This is a genomic window from Bradyrhizobium sp. LMTR 3 (assembly GCF_001693485.1).
GTDB lineage: Bacteria > Pseudomonadota > Alphaproteobacteria > Rhizobiales > Xanthobacteraceae > Bradyrhizobium.
In genome coordinates, this window is sequence record NZ_MAXC01000043.1 from 384,332 (window position 1) to 398,942 (window position 14,611).

Consider the following 14,611-nt stretch of genomic DNA (forward strand, 5'->3'; position numbering starts at 1 on the left):
CACATGGCATCCACCATTCGCGTGCGCGCTTCTTCGAACGGCGACATTACCGAGGTGCAGGCGCTGATCCAGCACCCGATGGATTCCGGCTTCGTCAAGAACGCCAAGGGCGAGATCATTCCAGCGCACTTCATCCAGCAACTCACCTTCGAGCATGACGGCAAGAACGTGTTCACGGCCGACTGGGGCGGCGGCATCTCCAAGGATCCCTATGTCAAGTTCGCATTCAAGGGCGCCAAGAAGGGTGACGAACTGAAGATCAGTTGGGTCGACAACAAGGGCGCGACCGACACCACCACGGCGAAAATCCAATGAAGCTGCGATCCGCGATCTTTCTGGCATCCGCCGCGATTGCGCTGGCCGCGCTGACGCTGACGGGCGCGCCGCTGTTGGCAGCCGACGACAAGATCGATCCCGTCGCCGACGCCAAGGCGTTCCAGAAGTTCTTCAGAGACAAATTTCCCAAGGTAAAGTTCGAGGACTTCGTCAACGGCCCCTATTCGATGAACGAGGACCTTTATCGGCAGTGGCAGGACAAGGAACAGTTCCCGCCCTACGAGTTCTCGCTCGAAATGGGCAAGGAGATGTTCTCCAAGCCTTTCAAGAACGGCAAGACCTATGCCGACTGCTTCCCGAACGGTGGCATCGGCATCCGCCAGAACTACCCTTACTTCGACGAGAAGGAAGGCAAGGTCATCACGCTTGAATTGGCCTTGAATCGCTGCCGCGAGGCCAATGGCGAACCGCCGTTCTCCTATGTGAAGGACGAAATGGCGGCGCTGACCGCCTACATGGCCTTCACCTCGCGCGGCAAGCCGATGGACATCAAGATCCCGAACGATCCGCGCGCGCTCGCGGCTTACGAAAACGGCAAGGAATATTTCTACACCCGGCGCGGGCAGCTCAACTTCTCCTGCGCCACCTGCCATGTGCAGAGCCCGGGCGAGCGCATCCGCGCCGAAATCCTGGCGCCCGCGCTTGGCATCGTCAACGCAATGCCGATCTACCGCTCGGAATGGAGCGGCATGGGCACCACCAGCCGTCGCTTCACCACCTGCAACAGCCAGATCCGCGCCGTGCCGCTCGGCCCGCAGGACGACGAATATCGCAACGTCGAATATTACCTGTCCTATGTCAGCAACGGACTGCCGATTTCAGGTCCGGGAGCGCGGCCATGAGGAACTTGATGCAGAAATCCGCATTAGTTCTGGCGCTATTTGCCGCGGGTGCTGTGCCCGCGCTCGCCGCGGGCTCCGAGGACGAATTCAAGGCGGCCTACGCCGCGGCTGAAGCCGCCAACAAGGAGGCCGGCAAGCTACGCAACCAATGGACCACCACGGCGAACACGCTGACGGCGGCGAAGAAGGCAGCGGACGCCGGTGATTTCGACAAGGCCACCGCGTCGGCCAAGGAAGCGGAGGCGCTGGCCAAGGCTTCGATCTTCCAGGCCACCAGCGAGAAGACCCGCTGGAAGGATTTGGAAATACGCTAGAGCATGATCCGGAAAAGTGGAATCCGGTTTTCCGACGAGATCATGCTCAAGAGATAAGCGCCACCACGACGCGCGGAGACCCGCATGACCATCCGCCGCCGCGATTTTCTGACGCTAGCGGGCGCTGCCACCCTGTCCGGCAGCCTGCCACGGCTAGCGCGCGGCGCCGATAACGCAGGCGTTTACGACCTCGAGCGGTTCGGCAATGCACGTATCCTGCACATCACGGATACGCACGCGCAGCTTCGGCCGGTGTTCTTCCGCGAGCCTAGCGTCAATCTCGGCGTTGGACCGATGCAGGGCAACCCGCCGCATCTGGTCGGACGGGCCTTTCTCGATCGCTTCGGCATCCGCCCCGACAGTGCCGATGCCTATGCTTTCACCTGCGTCGAGTTCGAGAAGGCCGCCGGCCGGTTCGGCAAGCTCGGCGGCTTCGCGCATCTGAAGACGTTGATCGATCGCATGCGGAGCGAAGCCGGCTCCGGCCGCTCGCTGCTGCTCGACGGCGGCGATCTCTGGCAGGGCACCGGTCTCGCCAATACCATGCGTGGCGTCGACATGGTGGAGGCCGCCAACCTGCTCGGCATCGAGGCGATGACGGGCCATTGGGAATTCACCTATGGCGAGAAGGCGCTACGCGCGAACCTCGAACGCTTCAAGGGCGAGTTCCTGGCGCAGAACGTCTTCCTCACCGAGGAAGCCGCCTTCAACGACGCCAAGGCGTTCGACCCGGCATCGGGGCGCGTGTTCAAGCCGTCCATCATCAAGGAAATCGGTGGCTATCGCGTTGCCGTGATCGGACAGGCGTTCCCCTACGTGCCGATCGCCCATCCGAAGCGCTTTACGCCGGACTGGAAGTTCGGCATCCGCGACGAGGAGTTGCAGAAACTCGTCGATACGCACCGTAACACCGACAAGGTCGACGCCGTCATTCTGCTCTCGCACAACGGCATGGATGTCGATCTCAAGCTCGCCAGCCGCGTCACCGGCATCGACGTCATTCTCGGCGGCCATACCCATGACGCCGTGCCGCAGCCGATTGCCGTCACCAACGCAGGCGGCACCACGCTCGTCACCAATGCCGGCTCGAACGGCAAGTTTCTGGCGGTGCTCGATCTCGACATCGGCAAGGGCAAAATCAAGGATGTGCGCTACCGGCTGCTGCCGGTGTTTTCCGAATTGCTGAAGCCCGACCCGGCGATGCAGGCGCTGATCGACGAGATCCGCGAGCCGCAGGCAGTTGTGCTCAGCGAGAAGGTCGGTGTGGCCGACCGCCTGCTGTATCGCCGCGGCAATTTCAGCGGCAGCATGGATCAACTGATCTGCGACGCGCTGCTCGGCGAACTGAATGCCGAGATCGCGCTGTCGCCGGGTTTTCGCTGGGGCACCACGGCGCTGGCCGGCCAACCGCTGACGATGGAGGACGTGATGGCGCAGACCGCCGTCACCTATCCGGAAACCTATGTCCAGACCATGACCGGCGGCCAGATCAAGGACGTACTGGAAGACATCTGCGACAATCTCTTCAACACCGACCCCTATTACCAGCAGGGCGGCGACATGGTCCGCGTCGGCGGGCTCGCCTACACCTGCACGCCGACCGAAACCGTGGGCGGACGGATTTCCGAGCTCAAGCTCGACAACGGCCGCGCGCTGGAAGCCGACAAGCACTACAGGGTGGCGGGCTGGGCCTCGGTCAACGAGCAGACCGGCGCACCGGTCTGGGATGTGGTCGCAAGGCATCTGAAGTCGGGCAAACCGCCGAACCGCTCGACGCCGGGCGTGACGCTGAAAGGCGTTGAAGGCAATCCGGGCATTGCGGAACAGGCATGACGGGCTTTTCGACCATGCTTCGCGCGACCGCCGTGGCGCTTCTGATCATGACCGCCGCGCCACACGCCCGCGCCCAGCAGGCACCGCTCCAGGACAAGCCGTTCGCCGAACACAAAATCGTGCTGCAGCTCTCCGACAACGATCCACGCAAGCAGGGCCTCGTGCTCAGCGTCGCCAACAACCTGATGAAGCATTACGACCCCGACAAGGTCGCGATCGAGGTCGTCGCGTTCGGCCCCGGCATCGACCTGCTGCGCCCGGAAAACCCCAACCGTAAGATGGTCGAGAGCCTGGTCGCGCAGGGCGCGCGTTTCGACGTCTGCCTCAATACCGTCGATACGCTCGAACGCGAGCACGGCAAACGGCCGGAGTTCATCGCCGCGGCAACGCCGGTGCAGGTCGGCGTCGCGCAGATCCTGTTTCTGACGGAGAACGGGTACACGCTGGTGCGGCCGTGACCGCCTCCGCCGTCGCCGTCAGGTATGGTAGAGTTGATGGGATTGCAGGAGCGGGCTGGAGCTACGTCCGGCCCTGATTCAACCTGAGTTAACGCGGACGTGTAGCCATGATCTTTCGTCAACTCTTCGACAGCGTGTCCGGCACCTACAGTTATCTGCTGGCGAGCCGCGCCGGCGGCGAGGCGTTGATCCTCGATCCCGTGCTGGAAAAGGCCGACCGCTACTGCCAGCTTCTGCGCGAGCTCGATCTGCGGCTGGTGAAGGCGGTCGACACCCATCTGCATGCCGACCACGTCACCGGTCTCGGCGAATTGCGCGACCGCACCCAGTGCATCACCATCATGGGCGAGCAGAGCAAGGCCGACGTGGTCTCGATGCGCGTCGCCGACGGCGACAAGGTGACGATCGAGGGGCTGTGCCTGGATGTCATGTACACGCCCGGCCACACCGACGATTCCTATAGTTATTTGATGGGCGACCGCGTCTTCACCGGCGACACGCTGTTGATCCGCGGCACCGGCCGCACCGATTTCCAGAACGGCTCTTCCCGGGCGCAATATGAATCGATCTTCAACCGGCTTCTGAAACTGCCGGACGAGACGCTGGTATTCCCCGCCCATGACTACAAGGGCGACACGGTTTCCACCATCGGCGAGGAGCGCCGCTATAATCCGCGGCTGCAGGTACGCAGCGTCGACGAATATATCGAGCTGATGGCGAACCTGAAGCTGCCGAACCCCAAGATGATGGACGTCGCGGTGCCCGCCAACATGCATGTCGGCCTGCACCAGGAGGAGCTTGCCAAGCAGGGACTCGCACTCTGTGCGCGCGACGCGATTGCGAGCCTTGGCCGGCCTGATATCCTGCTGGTGGATTTGCGCGAAACCAGCGAGCGCGCCAAGCATGGCACCATCTCGGGCGCGCTGCATGCGCCCTACCCCGGCATCGCCGAGAGCCTCAAGCCCGGCGGCATGCTGCGCGAAGTCGCCGCCGCGACCGGTCGCCGGGTCGTATTCTTCTGCGCGTTCGGCGAACGCTCGGCGATGGCGGTGGCCGCGGCGAAGAACGCGGGGCTGGCCAACACCGCGCATATCGAAGGCGGGCTGGACGCGTGGAAGAAGGTCGGCGGGCCGGTGGTGCACGAGTAGTAGCTCGGAGCGGCCGTAGGGTGGGCAAAGGCGCGCAGCGCCGTGCCCACCATCTATCAACATATCGGCTCTGGATGGTGGGCACGCTTCGCTTTGCCCACCCTACAACGATCTCTACCGCCCCACCCGCTTCAACTCCGCCGTCAGCGCATCGAGCGCATCGGCCAGCATCACGCCGCCGCATTCGGTCAGCCGCTCCGGAATCACGATGCGCCGCTCCGGCGGATAGAAGCGCTCCAGCGCCGGATGGACCAGAAACGCCTGGCCGTCGTCTCGCGCATAATCGCCGGCTTGCGAAACCACGATGAAGTCGGGCCTCAAGGACACGAGCGCCTCCAGCGAGGCGAATCCGCCGAAGGCAAAGCCGAGATCGCCGGCGGCGCTGCGCAGCCCGACTTCGCTCAGCAGCGAACCGAGAAAGCTGTCGCTGCCCGCCACCCAGCCGCGCCGCGACAGCGGCAGCACGCGATAATGCCGCGCGGCGGCGGCAACGCGGGCGCGCGCCAGCGCGGCGTCGAGCCGCGCGATTTCGGCGGCCGCGCGATCGGGGTGCCCGGTCATGTCGCCGACCTCGCGGATCTGCGCGCGGGCTTCGTCGAGGTTTCGCGGCACGGCGAGCTCGGCAAGATGAAGACCCTTCGCCTTCAGCAGCTCGCGCGTCGAGCGCTTGTCAAACGCGCTGGCGATGACCAGGTCCGGCTTGAGCAAGAGCACGTCCTCGGCCGCGCCTGATAATACCGGATAGCGGCTGATGTCGCCCGCCTGCGATTGCCAGCCGTCGCGCGCGAAGCGGCTGAGGCCCAAAATCTGCTCGGGGTCGGCCAGCGTCAGCAGCAACTGATCGCTGCAGACATTCATCGACACCATGCGCGGAGGGCTGGCCGCGAATAGCGCGCCGCCTGACATCGCCAACGCGGCGATCGCGACAAGAACGCCGAACCGTCGCATCAGATGTCCGCCCAGGGCACGATGACCGCCTCGCGCTGATATTCCGCGCGGTAGGCGCTGATCCGAAACACGTCCGCCATCACCTGCTCCGATAGCCCCTCGCTCGGCGTGCCCCACGACACCAGATTGCCTTCCTTCAGCACCAGCACATGGTCGGCAAACCGCGCAGCAAGCCCGAGATCGTGCGTCACCACGATGACCAGCACGCCCGTGTCGGCGGTCGCGCGCAAGTTCTTCATGACGTCGATCTGGTGCCGCGGATCGAGCGAGGCGGTCGGCTCGTCGGCCAGGATGATCGGAGCCTCGACCGCCAGCGCACGCGCCAACGCCACGCGGCTGCGCTCGCCGCCGGACAACTCCGTGACGCGGCGATCGCTGAACTCCATCACGTCGACCGCCTGCATCGCGCGCAGCACGGCCTCCGCGTCCTTCGGCGACAGCCGCGCCGGATCGGTTGCACCATGCGGGTAGCGGCCGAGCGCCACGATATCGCGCGCCGGCAGCGGCCAATGCACGAGATGCCCTTGCGGCAGATAACCGAAGCGTTTGGCGCGCTCGCGCAGCGGCAGCGAGGCCAGCGCATCGCCGCCGACCGCGATCTCGCCTTCGGAGGGGATTAGCCCGGCCAGCGCTCGCAACAGCGTCGTCTTGCCGGCGCCGTTCGGGCCGACCAGCGCCACCAGGTGTCTCGCCGACAGCGCCAGCGAAACGTCCTTCAGCACGACGCGGCCGGCGAGCCGCACGCCGATCCCCTTTGCGGTCAGTAGCGCCGCGTCGCTCATGCGACGCCTCCGCCGAGCGCGCGGCGTTCGCGCATAATCAGATAGAGGAAGAACGGTACGCCGATGATCGAGGTCAGCACGCCGACCTTGATGTCTGATGTCGAGGGAATGATGCGCACCGCGATATCAGCCGCCAGCAGCAGCGCCGAGCCCGTGAGCGCGCTCGGCACCAACAGACGCCCGGGATCGTGGCCGATCAGGGGCCGCATCAGATGCGGCGCGACCAGGCCGATGAAACCGATGGTGCCGGTAACCGCGACCGCGCCGCCGACACCGAGCGCGACTCCCGAAATCACGAACAGCCGCAGACGTCCCACATCGACGCCGAGACTCTGCGCGGTTTCCTCGCCGAGACTGAGCGCGCGAAAGGCATGGCGCTGGCTGAGCAGCATCAGCGCGCCGGCAATGATGAAGGGAAACGCCAGCATCACATGCTGAAAGCTGCGGTCCTCCAGCGAGCCGAGCAGCCAGAATGCGATCTCCAGCACCAGGAATGGATTGCTGGAGAGGTTCATCACCAGGGCGGTGGCAGCGCCCGCAAAGCTCGAAATCGCCAGTCCCGACAGAATGAGGATCAACAGCCCGGCATTGCGGCCGGCGATCGAGAGCAGCACGAACACCGATGCGAATGCCGCGATAATCGCCGCGACCGGCAGCGCATAGGACCGCACGTCGGCCAGCCCGAGCGCAATCACCAACACCGCGCCGAAGGCGGCCGATTGCGGCGCGCCGAACAGCGAGGGCGAGGCCAGCGGATTGCGGAGCAAGCCCTGCAGCGACGCGCCCGACAGCCCGAGAATGGCGCCGATCGCCAGCGCCAGCAGCGTGCGCGGCAGGCGGATCTCCCGCACGATCACCTGCGATATCTCGCTGCCGCCGCCGAACAGCGCTTCCGCCACCGCAAGCGGCGACAACCGCACCGGACCGATGCCGAGCGAGATCAGCATCAAGAGCACAACGAGGGCAGCAAGCGCTGCCGTCGTGCCGATCCGCCGGCGCGCGGCTTCCTCATTGGTCAGGGTTACGGCCTCAACACTCATCGATCGTCCTAAAGCAGGTTTACCCGCCCCGGTACAGGCGGCGGGCAGGCGAGCTCATGCGGCAAAAATAGCGCACTCGTCCAGTGAGGATCGCCGGACGCCCCGGGCGCATTGACTCGGACTTTGACAAACTTCTACCATAGTTCCCGACGGTTCCCGTTTTGGGGATCAAAAGGGAATGCGGTGCGGGGAAATTCCCCAATTCCGCGGCTGCCCCCGCAACTGTAAGCGGCGAATCCTTCGTCATAGGCCACTGGGCATCTCGGTCCTGGGAAGGCGACGATGGGTAACGACCCGCGAGCCAGGAGACCTGCCGTCAGCCGTGGTCACACGCGAAGATGTCGGTCGGGGAGTACAGACATTAGCTTCACCTGAGTTGCTGATAGCACATGGTGAGACTTGGTTCGCTGTGACGTGCCACTGACGTCATACCGAGGTCCAAGCTTATGTCTTTCACCAACACAGCCACGCGGCGGCGCCGCCTTTGGCTCGCCTCCAGTTTCCTGCTGCCGATCGTATCGCTAGGTGTTTCCGGCGCAGCGGCGCAGCAGACACCATCCGAGCAATTGCCGCCGATCGAGATAACTTCGCCTACTGACCCGAACCGGACCCGCGCCAAACCGACCTACGATGAAGGGTCGACCTCGCGCCGCGTCGTGCCTGCGGCTGCGCCGTCGACCGGCAGGCGGCCCGCATCCGGGACCGGCTCGGACGTCGCATCGCAAAGCGCTTCGCAAGGTACGGGCGCAGGCGGCAGACGGCAGTTCTCCGGCATCGTCGGCACAGCGTCGACCGTTATTACTGCCGAAGAGATCGCGCATTCGCCAGCGCAAACGCTGCAGGAAATCATCGCGCAAACGCCCGGCGTGCAATTGACCAGCCTTTATGGCGGTGTGAACGGCGCCAAAACCTCCGTCGACCTCCGCGGCTTCGGCGCGTTCGCGACCTCAAATACCCTGGTGCTCATCAACGGCCGAAGGCTCAACGACATCGACATGGCCGGCGTCGATTTTTCGACCATTCCGCGCGATTCGATCGAGCGCATTGAAATCACCCGCGGCAATAGCGGCGCGGTACTGTATGGCGATAACGCGGTCGGCGGTGTCATCAACATCGTACTGAAGAACGGCGTCGGCGGACCACCAGTCGCGATTCGCAGCGAAGCCGGCGTCGGTTCGTTCAATCAACGGCTTGCGAATCTCTCGGCCACGACCAATTACGGGCCGTGGTCGACGTCCTTCTATGGCAACGCCATCAAGTCCGATGGCTACCGGGTCAACAACGCCCTCGACCAGCGCAACGGCGTCGGCAATCTCAATTATACCACACCGGACCTCAAGGCCTTCCTTACGGTGACCGGTGACGACCAGAAGCTCGGTTTCCCGGGCGGACGTACCGTCGATCCCTCAATCGGACTAAATCAACTTGTCACTGATCGCAGGGGCACTAATACGCCGTTCGATTACGGCAACCAGCAGGGCGCCAGCGCAACCACCGGCTTTACCAAGACAATCATGAACGGCGTCGACCTGATCGTCGACGGCGGCGTTCGGAAGAAGGACACGCAAAGCGGTTTCTTCGGCGCGGTACCGTTTGCCTCGCCACTGCCGAGCTTCTCCTCGACCTATAACGACGCATCATTGCAAACCTGGTCGATCACGCCGAGACTAAGTGTCAAGAACGTGATCCTCGGCATGCCCTCACAGATCCTGACCGGCATCGACTATTACGATGCGACGTTCAACCAGGAACGCGGGGCGTTCAAAGGCCTTGCGCCCACCCACATCTACGATCTGTCGCAACAGACAGTGGCCGGCTATTGGCAGCACACCGTCGGCCTGTTGCCGACGACGGATTTCTCCTATGGCGCCCGGATTCAAAACACCAGCCTGAGTGCCCGGGATCGGTATGACCCCAACGCGCCCGGTTGCGCCATGTTTTTTAACTGCAGCGCTCAAGCCTTCCCGCTGGACAGCAACGAAACGCAATACGCGCTGCATGTCGGCCTCGAGCATCGTTTCAATAGCGTGTTCTCGGTATTCGGCCGCGCCGCACGTGCGTTCCGAACTCCCACCGTGGATGAACGCGTTGCGTCGGGACCGGCCTTCGACCCCTTCTTCATCCCGCTTCCCGGCGACTTCAACCTGAAGACCCAGACCTCGCACGACATCGAAGGCGGTTTCCGCATCAAGTCCGGCGGCTTCCAGATGCAGTCGAGCATCTACAACATGGATCTCGAGAACGAGATCCATTTCAATCCTGCGCTGTTCTTCAACGTCAATCTCGATCCAACCCGCCGCTACGGCTCGGAGACCAGCGCGTCGCTGCGCGTCAGTGACAGCCTGTCGCTGCGGGCGGGCGCGGCCTATACGCGCGCTGTCTTTCGCGAGGGACCGTTCGCCGGCAACGACGTGCCGCTGGTTTCCCGCTATACAGCCATGGGCGGCGTGACCTGGAACATCTGGCAGAACTACCTGGTATTCGACGCCACGCTGCGCGCCTGGAGCGAACGCTTCATGGACAATGACCAGGCGAACACCCAGCGCCGCATCCCGGCCGACGCCACCGTCGATTTGAAACTGAGCGGCGCTTATGATCGCTTCTTCTGGTCGTTTAGCGTGAACAACCTGTTTGATGCGCTGTACTACGACTACGCCATCGCCAGTTCCTTCACGCCCGGGCGCTTCTCTGCCTATCCGCTGCCCGGCCGGACCTATATGCTGAAAGTCGGCGCGACGTTCTGACCGGTACAACCGGTTCGGCGGCTTGCTGCCGGACCGGCTCGACCTGCCGTGTTCCCTACCAACCCTCATATCAAGCGCAGATTCTGTCAGAAACCGCGCTATTTTCGACCGAAAATAACATCCTCTGCGCGCCGATCCGTGGTAAATGGGCCACAGACCGCTCGACGATATCAGTCGTGATTTCAGAGGTATGACATGGATGATGAACCGAAGAGCGCCGCCGAGCTGAAAGAAATGAGGCTCAACCGCAAGCGCGCCCAGGAAGTCGACGGCATCAAGGCGATGGCCGAGATCGCGGCTGCCGATATTGCGATCCGCCAGCGAACCGAGAAGCTGCGCGCGCTGCGTCTGGCAAAGGAAGCGGCCGACCGTGCAAATCCGCCGGAATCGAAGGTCAAGGGCAAGACCAAAGCCAGGATTGCGAAGAGAGGCTGACCTGAAATGACGAAAGAGGATCGCGATCGCGCCCAGGCGCGCTTCGACAAGGCCGCCAAGGCAGTTCAGGACGCAAAGTCCGGCAAGGCCGAACGCGATGCAGCGGCGAAAGCCGTGCTCGACAATATGGCGAAGCTGAAGGCGTTGCGGCTTGCGCGCGAAGCAGCCGAGCCGCAACGCGCGCCCGCCGCAAAGGCCGCAAAGAAGGCGCGCAGCAGCACAAAGCGGCCCGACGAGAAGCCAGTTGCCCTGTCCGAGTGGCTGGCGAGCCAGCAGAACGGCGGACGGCGAACCTGAGATCGGCCGATCGAGCTCGAAGACCCGGCGTTACGCCGGGCCCGGCCAATCGATCATCGATCGCGTCTTGTTCTCGGCATCGTAAACCTGCACCTGAAGCATCTGGAAGCGGTTCTTCAACGCCATACCCGCTTCCTCAGCCGCCTCCACCGTATCGTGATGCGACTTGAAGTGGCCATCCACGACCAGCGAGTAACCGGTGCTCGGAGCCTTGTCGGCGCGGAGGATCTTGCGCTGCTGCGGTTCATCGAGCGCAATGCGGGGCTTCTTCATACCGACTCCATGTGATGCCCTTCGGACGAGGCGAAAAAGGGCGGGAATAATCGTTTGACCGGCGCTAAGATGCCATCCGGACGGTCAGATTGCGGTCATGCCGTTACCCTGAGTCGGCATGCAGCGCAAACGCCGATTGATCCGGCGAAGAAGCGTCACTTTGGTGAAATCATATGGGCGGAACAGGCAGGAAGAACAGCGAGCCTCCGAAACAAGGCGATGCCAAACCGAAGAAGCCGCCGACCCCGCCGGTTGAGGAGGAGGAGGACTACGAGGACGGCGACATCGCTACGCCGAAGCGGGACCGTTATGGCCCCGATGATGAGCCGTTGTAGCGCATGAAGTTGTTATCGCCCGAACGCCGTGTGTTAGACCTCATCCTGAGGAGCCGCGCAGCGGCGTCTCGAAGGATGAATGGCACCAGCGTGGCCTTGTGGTTCGAGACGGCGCTTGCGCGCCTCCTCACCATGAGGGTTAATGAGTGTTATCCTCGGCAAACCCTTCGCCTTCAATCACCCGAATACTCGCTGCATCGAGCAGATGCGCGCCAAAGCCGCCGAGCGCTAGTTTGATCGCCAGCTTCGGCGAAACCAGCATCACGGCTGCCGTCATCGCCAGCGGCACGGCGCTGATCCAGTCCGATTGCACCGGGGTGAGTTCTTCGCTGCTGCCGGCATAAGGCCCGCGCGCCGCAGCGAGATGCAGGCATTCCCTAAAGATGTCAGGCCGCGTTCCGCCGCGCGCCGCACATCCGAGCAACGCCTGCATCGCCAGGTGCGTCAGCACGCCCTCACGGCTTGCGAGCAATGGAGCCGGCGTCTCGCCCAGCGAGATCAGAAGCAAAAGTCCGACGAGGTCGACGCCGGAGCGATAGGCATTCATCGGCTCGACCAGCCGCGGATTGCAATCGATCAGCAATGGCGCGGTATCGACGTCCGGCATGATGTAATCGACCGACAGCGCGCCGTGCCAATCGAGCGCCCGGCCGATCTGCTCGACGTAAGCGCGAACGACCGGCCGGCTCACGCTCTGCTTGATCGCCTCGCCGCCGCCAATGCCCGCCGTGATCTGCCGATAGGCATGAAAGCCGAGCATCCGGCCACGGCAGAATACCGATTGCGCCTTCTCGGTAGTGCCTGCGACGAGGTCTTGCACCAGCACCTCCCCGGCGAACGCATCGCCGCCGCCGAGATCGTGCAGCGCGCGCATCAGGTCGTCCGCACTGCGCACGAACCAGATGCCGCGGCTGGCGGTGCCGACAGAAGTTTTCACGACGGCCGGAAGGCGAACCGCATCGCGCACCCCTTGCGCGGATTGCACGATGCGCGTCGGCGGCTGCGGCAATCCCAACCGATCGAGCAGCCGGCTGAAGCCGGCCTTGCTATGCGCCTCGCGATAACTCTCGAAGTCCGGCAGCGCAATCCCGGCGCGGCCTTCGATGCGCTGAGCGACCCGCGCAAACAAAAATCCCTGCTCGTGCGTCGGCAGCAGCACGTCGAATTTTCCGCCGGCCAGCCGCCGCTCGACGAAGGCCAGGTAACCGGCGGGATCGTGCCGCAGTCCAGGGCAGTGGTGAAATTTGCGGACATAGCGCGAGAACCGCGACAGGCACCAGGGCGAAGGATCGCAGACCTCGACGTGATGGCCCGAAAGACCGAGAATCGTAATGGCCTCCCGGGCCGAGGTCGAGGAACCTTCGGAGACCAGTACCCGGAGCGGTTTTGAGGGATCAGGCATGCCGGATCATTGCCGCGTGGACCCGCCTTTGTCTCCCGATTTATTGGCGGCATGCGTACGCCCTGCCCTGCGCCGGGGCAGCCATGCAGCGGCATTCATGGACAAATAACAACCTGCCTATATTTTCAGCCGCGCCCAACCGGGCCGCAAGTTACACGGGATTTTTGAGCTGACATGGTCGACATTCTGGCCGCACCGCAACAAGCCAAAGCGGACACTTCGCTGCGCACGCTCGCGGCGATTTCGATCGCCCATTGGGTCAGCCATTTCCATCTGTTCGTGTTGCCGATGCTGTTTCCATTCCTGAAGGTGCAGTTAGGTGTCGGCTACATCGAACTCGGCTTCGCGCTCACCGTGTTCGGCGTCGTCTCCGGCCTGACTCAGGCCCCGATCGGCTATCTCGCCGACCACATTGGCGCGCGAAAAGTGCTGCTGATCGGCCTGACGGTCGGCGGCCTCGCGCTGATCATGCTCGGCCTGCATCTGAGCTACGTCTCGCTGATCATCTCGGCCGCGCTGCTCGGCCTTGCCAACAGCGTCTATCACCCCTGCGACTATGCGATCCTGTCGACACATATGGACGAAGCGCGGATGGGCCGGGCGTTTTCGGTCCATACCTTTGCGGGTTTCCTTGGCGGTGCGGTGGCGCCCACGATCATGCTCATGCTGGTGACAGCCGTCGGCGGGCTCGGCGCGCTGATCGTGGCCGGCGCGGTCGGCCCTGCGGCAGCGCTGCTATTGATCGCAGTCAGAATTCCCGATGCCAGTTCAGCCGATCGCAAGACCGATGACGCTGCAGCGCCGCAGCAGAGCATCGTGACGCCTGCGATCATCGTGCTGACGATCTTCTTCATGCTGCTCGGCCTGTCCAGTGCCGGCATCAGCAATTTCGGCGTCGTTGCTCTGATGAGCGGCTATGGCGTGACATTCTCGGCCGCCAACATCGCGCTGACCGCCTATCTCGGCGCCAGCGCGGCCGGCGTGCTCGCCGGCGGCTATCTCGCCGACCGCACCAAGCGGCATGGCAATGTCGCCGCTGCGTGCTTTGCCATCAACGCCGTCATCATTACCATCATTGCGACGATCAATTTGCCGTCGGTGGTGCTGACCGCCACCCTGGGGCTGGCCGGATTCCTCGGCGGCGTCATCGCCCCCTCACGCGACATGCTGGTGCGCAACGCGGCTCCTGCGGGCGCCGCGGGCCGCGCCTTCGGCATCGTCTCCACCGGCTTCAATTTCAGCGGCATACTCTCCCCGTTATTGTTCGGCTGGATCATGGATCAGAACCTGCCGCATTGGGTGTTCGGCGCCTCCGTCGCCTTCATGGTGCTGACGGTCCTGCTGGCGCTGGTGACCGACCGCAAGCCTGCGGAACCCGCGAACGCGTAGCTGCTCGGTGATGCATTCCTGAGCCTCGTCCCCGG

General features: G+C 63.7%; 16 protein-coding genes and 1 riboswitch. Of the genes, 11 read left to right on the forward strand and 5 right to left on the reverse strand.

All coding sequences use genetic code 11. From position 1 onward, the window contains the following. Positions 1-3 precede the first annotated feature (3 nt). The 6 genes from soxZ to LMTR3_RS25390 all read left to right on the forward strand — a co-directional run bounded on the left by soxZ (position 4) and on the right by LMTR3_RS25390 (position 4,931). A complete protein-coding gene (gene soxZ / locus LMTR3_RS25365; protein WP_065747696.1) occupies positions 4-315 on the forward strand; it encodes a thiosulfate oxidation carrier complex protein SoxZ in 312 nt (103 codons plus the stop codon). Then, positions 312-1,178 carry a sulfur oxidation c-type cytochrome SoxA gene (gene soxA, locus LMTR3_RS25370; RefSeq protein WP_065747697.1) on the forward strand — a complete coding sequence of 289 codons (867 nt, stop codon included), beginning with the start codon at positions 312-314 and terminating at the stop codon, positions 1,176-1,178. Before soxZ ends, soxA begins: the two co-directional genes overlap by 4 nt. 8 nt (positions 1,179-1,186) lie before the next feature. Next, positions 1,187-1,492, forward strand: coding sequence for a hypothetical protein (locus LMTR3_RS25375; RefSeq protein WP_065747870.1), 306 nt, complete (start codon positions 1,187-1,189; stop codon positions 1,490-1,492). Positions 1,493-1,576: 84 nt separating this feature from the next. Then, the gene (soxB, locus tag LMTR3_RS25380) at positions 1,577-3,325 is read left to right on the forward strand and encodes a thiosulfohydrolase SoxB (protein ID WP_065747698.1); all 1,749 of its coding nucleotides are present in this window, start codon (positions 1,577-1,579) and stop codon (positions 3,323-3,325) included. Beyond that, positions 3,322-3,783, forward strand: coding sequence for a DsrE family protein (locus tag LMTR3_RS25385; protein ID WP_065747699.1), 462 nt, complete (start codon positions 3,322-3,324; stop codon positions 3,781-3,783). Before soxB ends, LMTR3_RS25385 begins: the two co-directional genes overlap by 4 nt. Before the next feature lie 107 nt (positions 3,784-3,890). Continuing rightward, positions 3,891-4,931, forward strand: a complete 1,041-nt coding sequence (locus LMTR3_RS25390) for an MBL fold metallo-hydrolase (RefSeq protein ID WP_065747700.1) — start codon at positions 3,891-3,893, stop codon at positions 4,929-4,931. Positions 4,932-5,045: 114 nt separating this feature from the next. Here the strand turns inward: LMTR3_RS25390 and LMTR3_RS25395 are convergent, their stop codons facing one another. The 3 genes from LMTR3_RS25395 to LMTR3_RS25405 are packed head-to-tail and all read right to left on the reverse strand — an operon-like array spanning position 5,046 to position 7,701. Continuing rightward, positions 5,046-5,879: an ABC transporter substrate-binding protein gene (locus tag LMTR3_RS25395; RefSeq protein ID WP_065747701.1), complete on the reverse strand. Its 834-nt coding sequence runs from the start codon at positions 5,877-5,879 to the stop codon at positions 5,046-5,048. Continuing rightward, positions 5,879-6,661, reverse strand: coding sequence for an ABC transporter ATP-binding protein (locus LMTR3_RS25400; RefSeq protein ID WP_065747702.1), 783 nt, complete (start codon positions 6,659-6,661; stop codon positions 5,879-5,881). The genes LMTR3_RS25395 and LMTR3_RS25400 overlap by 1 nt, the downstream gene beginning before the upstream one ends. Further along, on the reverse strand, positions 6,658-7,701 hold the full coding sequence (locus LMTR3_RS25405; protein WP_065747703.1) for a FecCD family ABC transporter permease: 1,044 nt from the start codon (positions 7,699-7,701) through the stop codon (positions 6,658-6,660). The genes LMTR3_RS25400 and LMTR3_RS25405 overlap by 4 nt, the downstream gene beginning before the upstream one ends. Positions 7,702-7,834: 133 nt before the next feature. Next, positions 7,835-8,033: riboswitch (cobalamin riboswitch) on the forward strand. A 114-nt stretch (positions 8,034-8,147) separates the two neighbouring features. Between LMTR3_RS25405 and LMTR3_RS25410 the strand changes: the two genes are divergently transcribed. The 3 genes from LMTR3_RS25410 to LMTR3_RS25420 all read left to right on the forward strand — a co-directional run bounded on the left by LMTR3_RS25410 (position 8,148) and on the right by LMTR3_RS25420 (position 11,177). Beyond that, entirely contained in the window at positions 8,148-10,445 is a 2,298-nt protein-coding gene (locus LMTR3_RS25410; RefSeq protein ID WP_065747704.1) for a TonB-dependent receptor, read from the forward strand. A 195-nt stretch (positions 10,446-10,640) separates the two neighbouring features. Further along, positions 10,641-10,880, forward strand: coding sequence for a hypothetical protein (locus LMTR3_RS25415; protein WP_065747705.1), 240 nt, complete (start codon positions 10,641-10,643; stop codon positions 10,878-10,880). 6 nt (positions 10,881-10,886) lie between these two features. Further along, a complete protein-coding gene (locus tag LMTR3_RS25420; RefSeq protein WP_065747706.1) occupies positions 10,887-11,177 on the forward strand; it encodes a hypothetical protein in 291 nt (96 codons plus the stop codon). A 30-nt stretch (positions 11,178-11,207) separates the two neighbouring features. Here the strand turns inward: LMTR3_RS25420 and LMTR3_RS25425 are convergent, their stop codons facing one another. Further along, positions 11,208-11,450 carry a hypothetical protein gene (locus LMTR3_RS25425; RefSeq protein ID WP_065731995.1) on the reverse strand — a complete coding sequence of 81 codons (243 nt, stop codon included), beginning with the start codon at positions 11,448-11,450 and terminating at the stop codon, positions 11,208-11,210. A 173-nt stretch (positions 11,451-11,623) separates the two neighbouring features. On the opposite strand from LMTR3_RS25425, the gene LMTR3_RS38670 reads away from it, so the two are divergent. After that, complete coding sequence (locus LMTR3_RS38670) at positions 11,624-11,785, forward strand: hypothetical protein (RefSeq protein ID WP_176721986.1); 162 nt, start codon at positions 11,624-11,626, stop codon at positions 11,783-11,785. 139 nt (positions 11,786-11,924) lie between these two features. Here LMTR3_RS38670 and LMTR3_RS25430 read toward each other — a convergent pair whose 3' ends face one another. Further along, positions 11,925-13,187 carry an ATP-grasp domain-containing protein gene (locus LMTR3_RS25430; RefSeq protein WP_065747707.1) on the reverse strand — a complete coding sequence of 421 codons (1,263 nt, stop codon included), beginning with the start codon at positions 13,185-13,187 and terminating at the stop codon, positions 11,925-11,927. 174 nt (positions 13,188-13,361) lie between these two features. Here LMTR3_RS25430 and LMTR3_RS25435 point away from each other — a divergent pair, with 174 nt between their 5' ends. Then, a complete protein-coding gene (locus tag LMTR3_RS25435; RefSeq protein WP_065747708.1) occupies positions 13,362-14,576 on the forward strand; it encodes an MFS transporter in 1,215 nt (404 codons plus the stop codon). Positions 14,577-14,611: the final 35 nt, after the last annotated feature.

Coding starts and splice junctions, on each gene's coding strand:
- soxB (WP_065747698.1), top strand. CDS start 1,577: ATGACCATCCGCCGCCGCGATTTTCTGACGCTAGCGGGCGCTGCCACC.
- LMTR3_RS38670 (WP_176721986.1), top strand. CDS start 11,624: ATGGGCGGAACAGGCAGGAAGAACAGCGAGCCTCCGAAACAAGGCGAT.
- LMTR3_RS25430 (WP_065747707.1), bottom strand. CDS start 13,187: ATGCCTGATCCCTCAAAACCGCTCCGGGTACTGGTCTCCGAAGGTTCC.
- LMTR3_RS25405 (WP_065747703.1), bottom strand. CDS start 7,701: ATGAGTGTTGAGGCCGTAACCCTGACCAATGAGGAAGCCGCGCGCCGG.
- soxA (WP_065747697.1), top strand. CDS start 312: ATGAAGCTGCGATCCGCGATCTTTCTGGCATCCGCCGCGATTGCGCTG.
- LMTR3_RS25420 (WP_065747706.1), top strand. CDS start 10,887: ATGACGAAAGAGGATCGCGATCGCGCCCAGGCGCGCTTCGACAAGGCC.
- LMTR3_RS25395 (WP_065747701.1), bottom strand. CDS start 5,879: ATGCGACGGTTCGGCGTTCTTGTCGCGATCGCCGCGTTGGCGATGTCA.
- LMTR3_RS25390 (WP_065747700.1), top strand. CDS start 3,891: ATGATCTTTCGTCAACTCTTCGACAGCGTGTCCGGCACCTACAGTTAT.
- LMTR3_RS25410 (WP_065747704.1), top strand. CDS start 8,148: ATGTCTTTCACCAACACAGCCACGCGGCGGCGCCGCCTTTGGCTCGCC.
- LMTR3_RS25375 (WP_065747870.1), top strand. CDS start 1,187: ATGCAGAAATCCGCATTAGTTCTGGCGCTATTTGCCGCGGGTGCTGTG.
- LMTR3_RS25435 (WP_065747708.1), top strand. CDS start 13,362: ATGGTCGACATTCTGGCCGCACCGCAACAAGCCAAAGCGGACACTTCG.
- soxZ (WP_065747696.1), top strand. CDS start 4: ATGGCATCCACCATTCGCGTGCGCGCTTCTTCGAACGGCGACATTACC.
- LMTR3_RS25425 (WP_065731995.1), bottom strand. CDS start 11,450: ATGAAGAAGCCCCGCATTGCGCTCGATGAACCGCAGCAGCGCAAGATC.
- LMTR3_RS25415 (WP_065747705.1), top strand. CDS start 10,641: ATGGATGATGAACCGAAGAGCGCCGCCGAGCTGAAAGAAATGAGGCTC.
- LMTR3_RS25385 (WP_065747699.1), top strand. CDS start 3,322: ATGACGGGCTTTTCGACCATGCTTCGCGCGACCGCCGTGGCGCTTCTG.
- LMTR3_RS25400 (WP_065747702.1), bottom strand. CDS start 6,661: ATGAGCGACGCGGCGCTACTGACCGCAAAGGGGATCGGCGTGCGGCTC.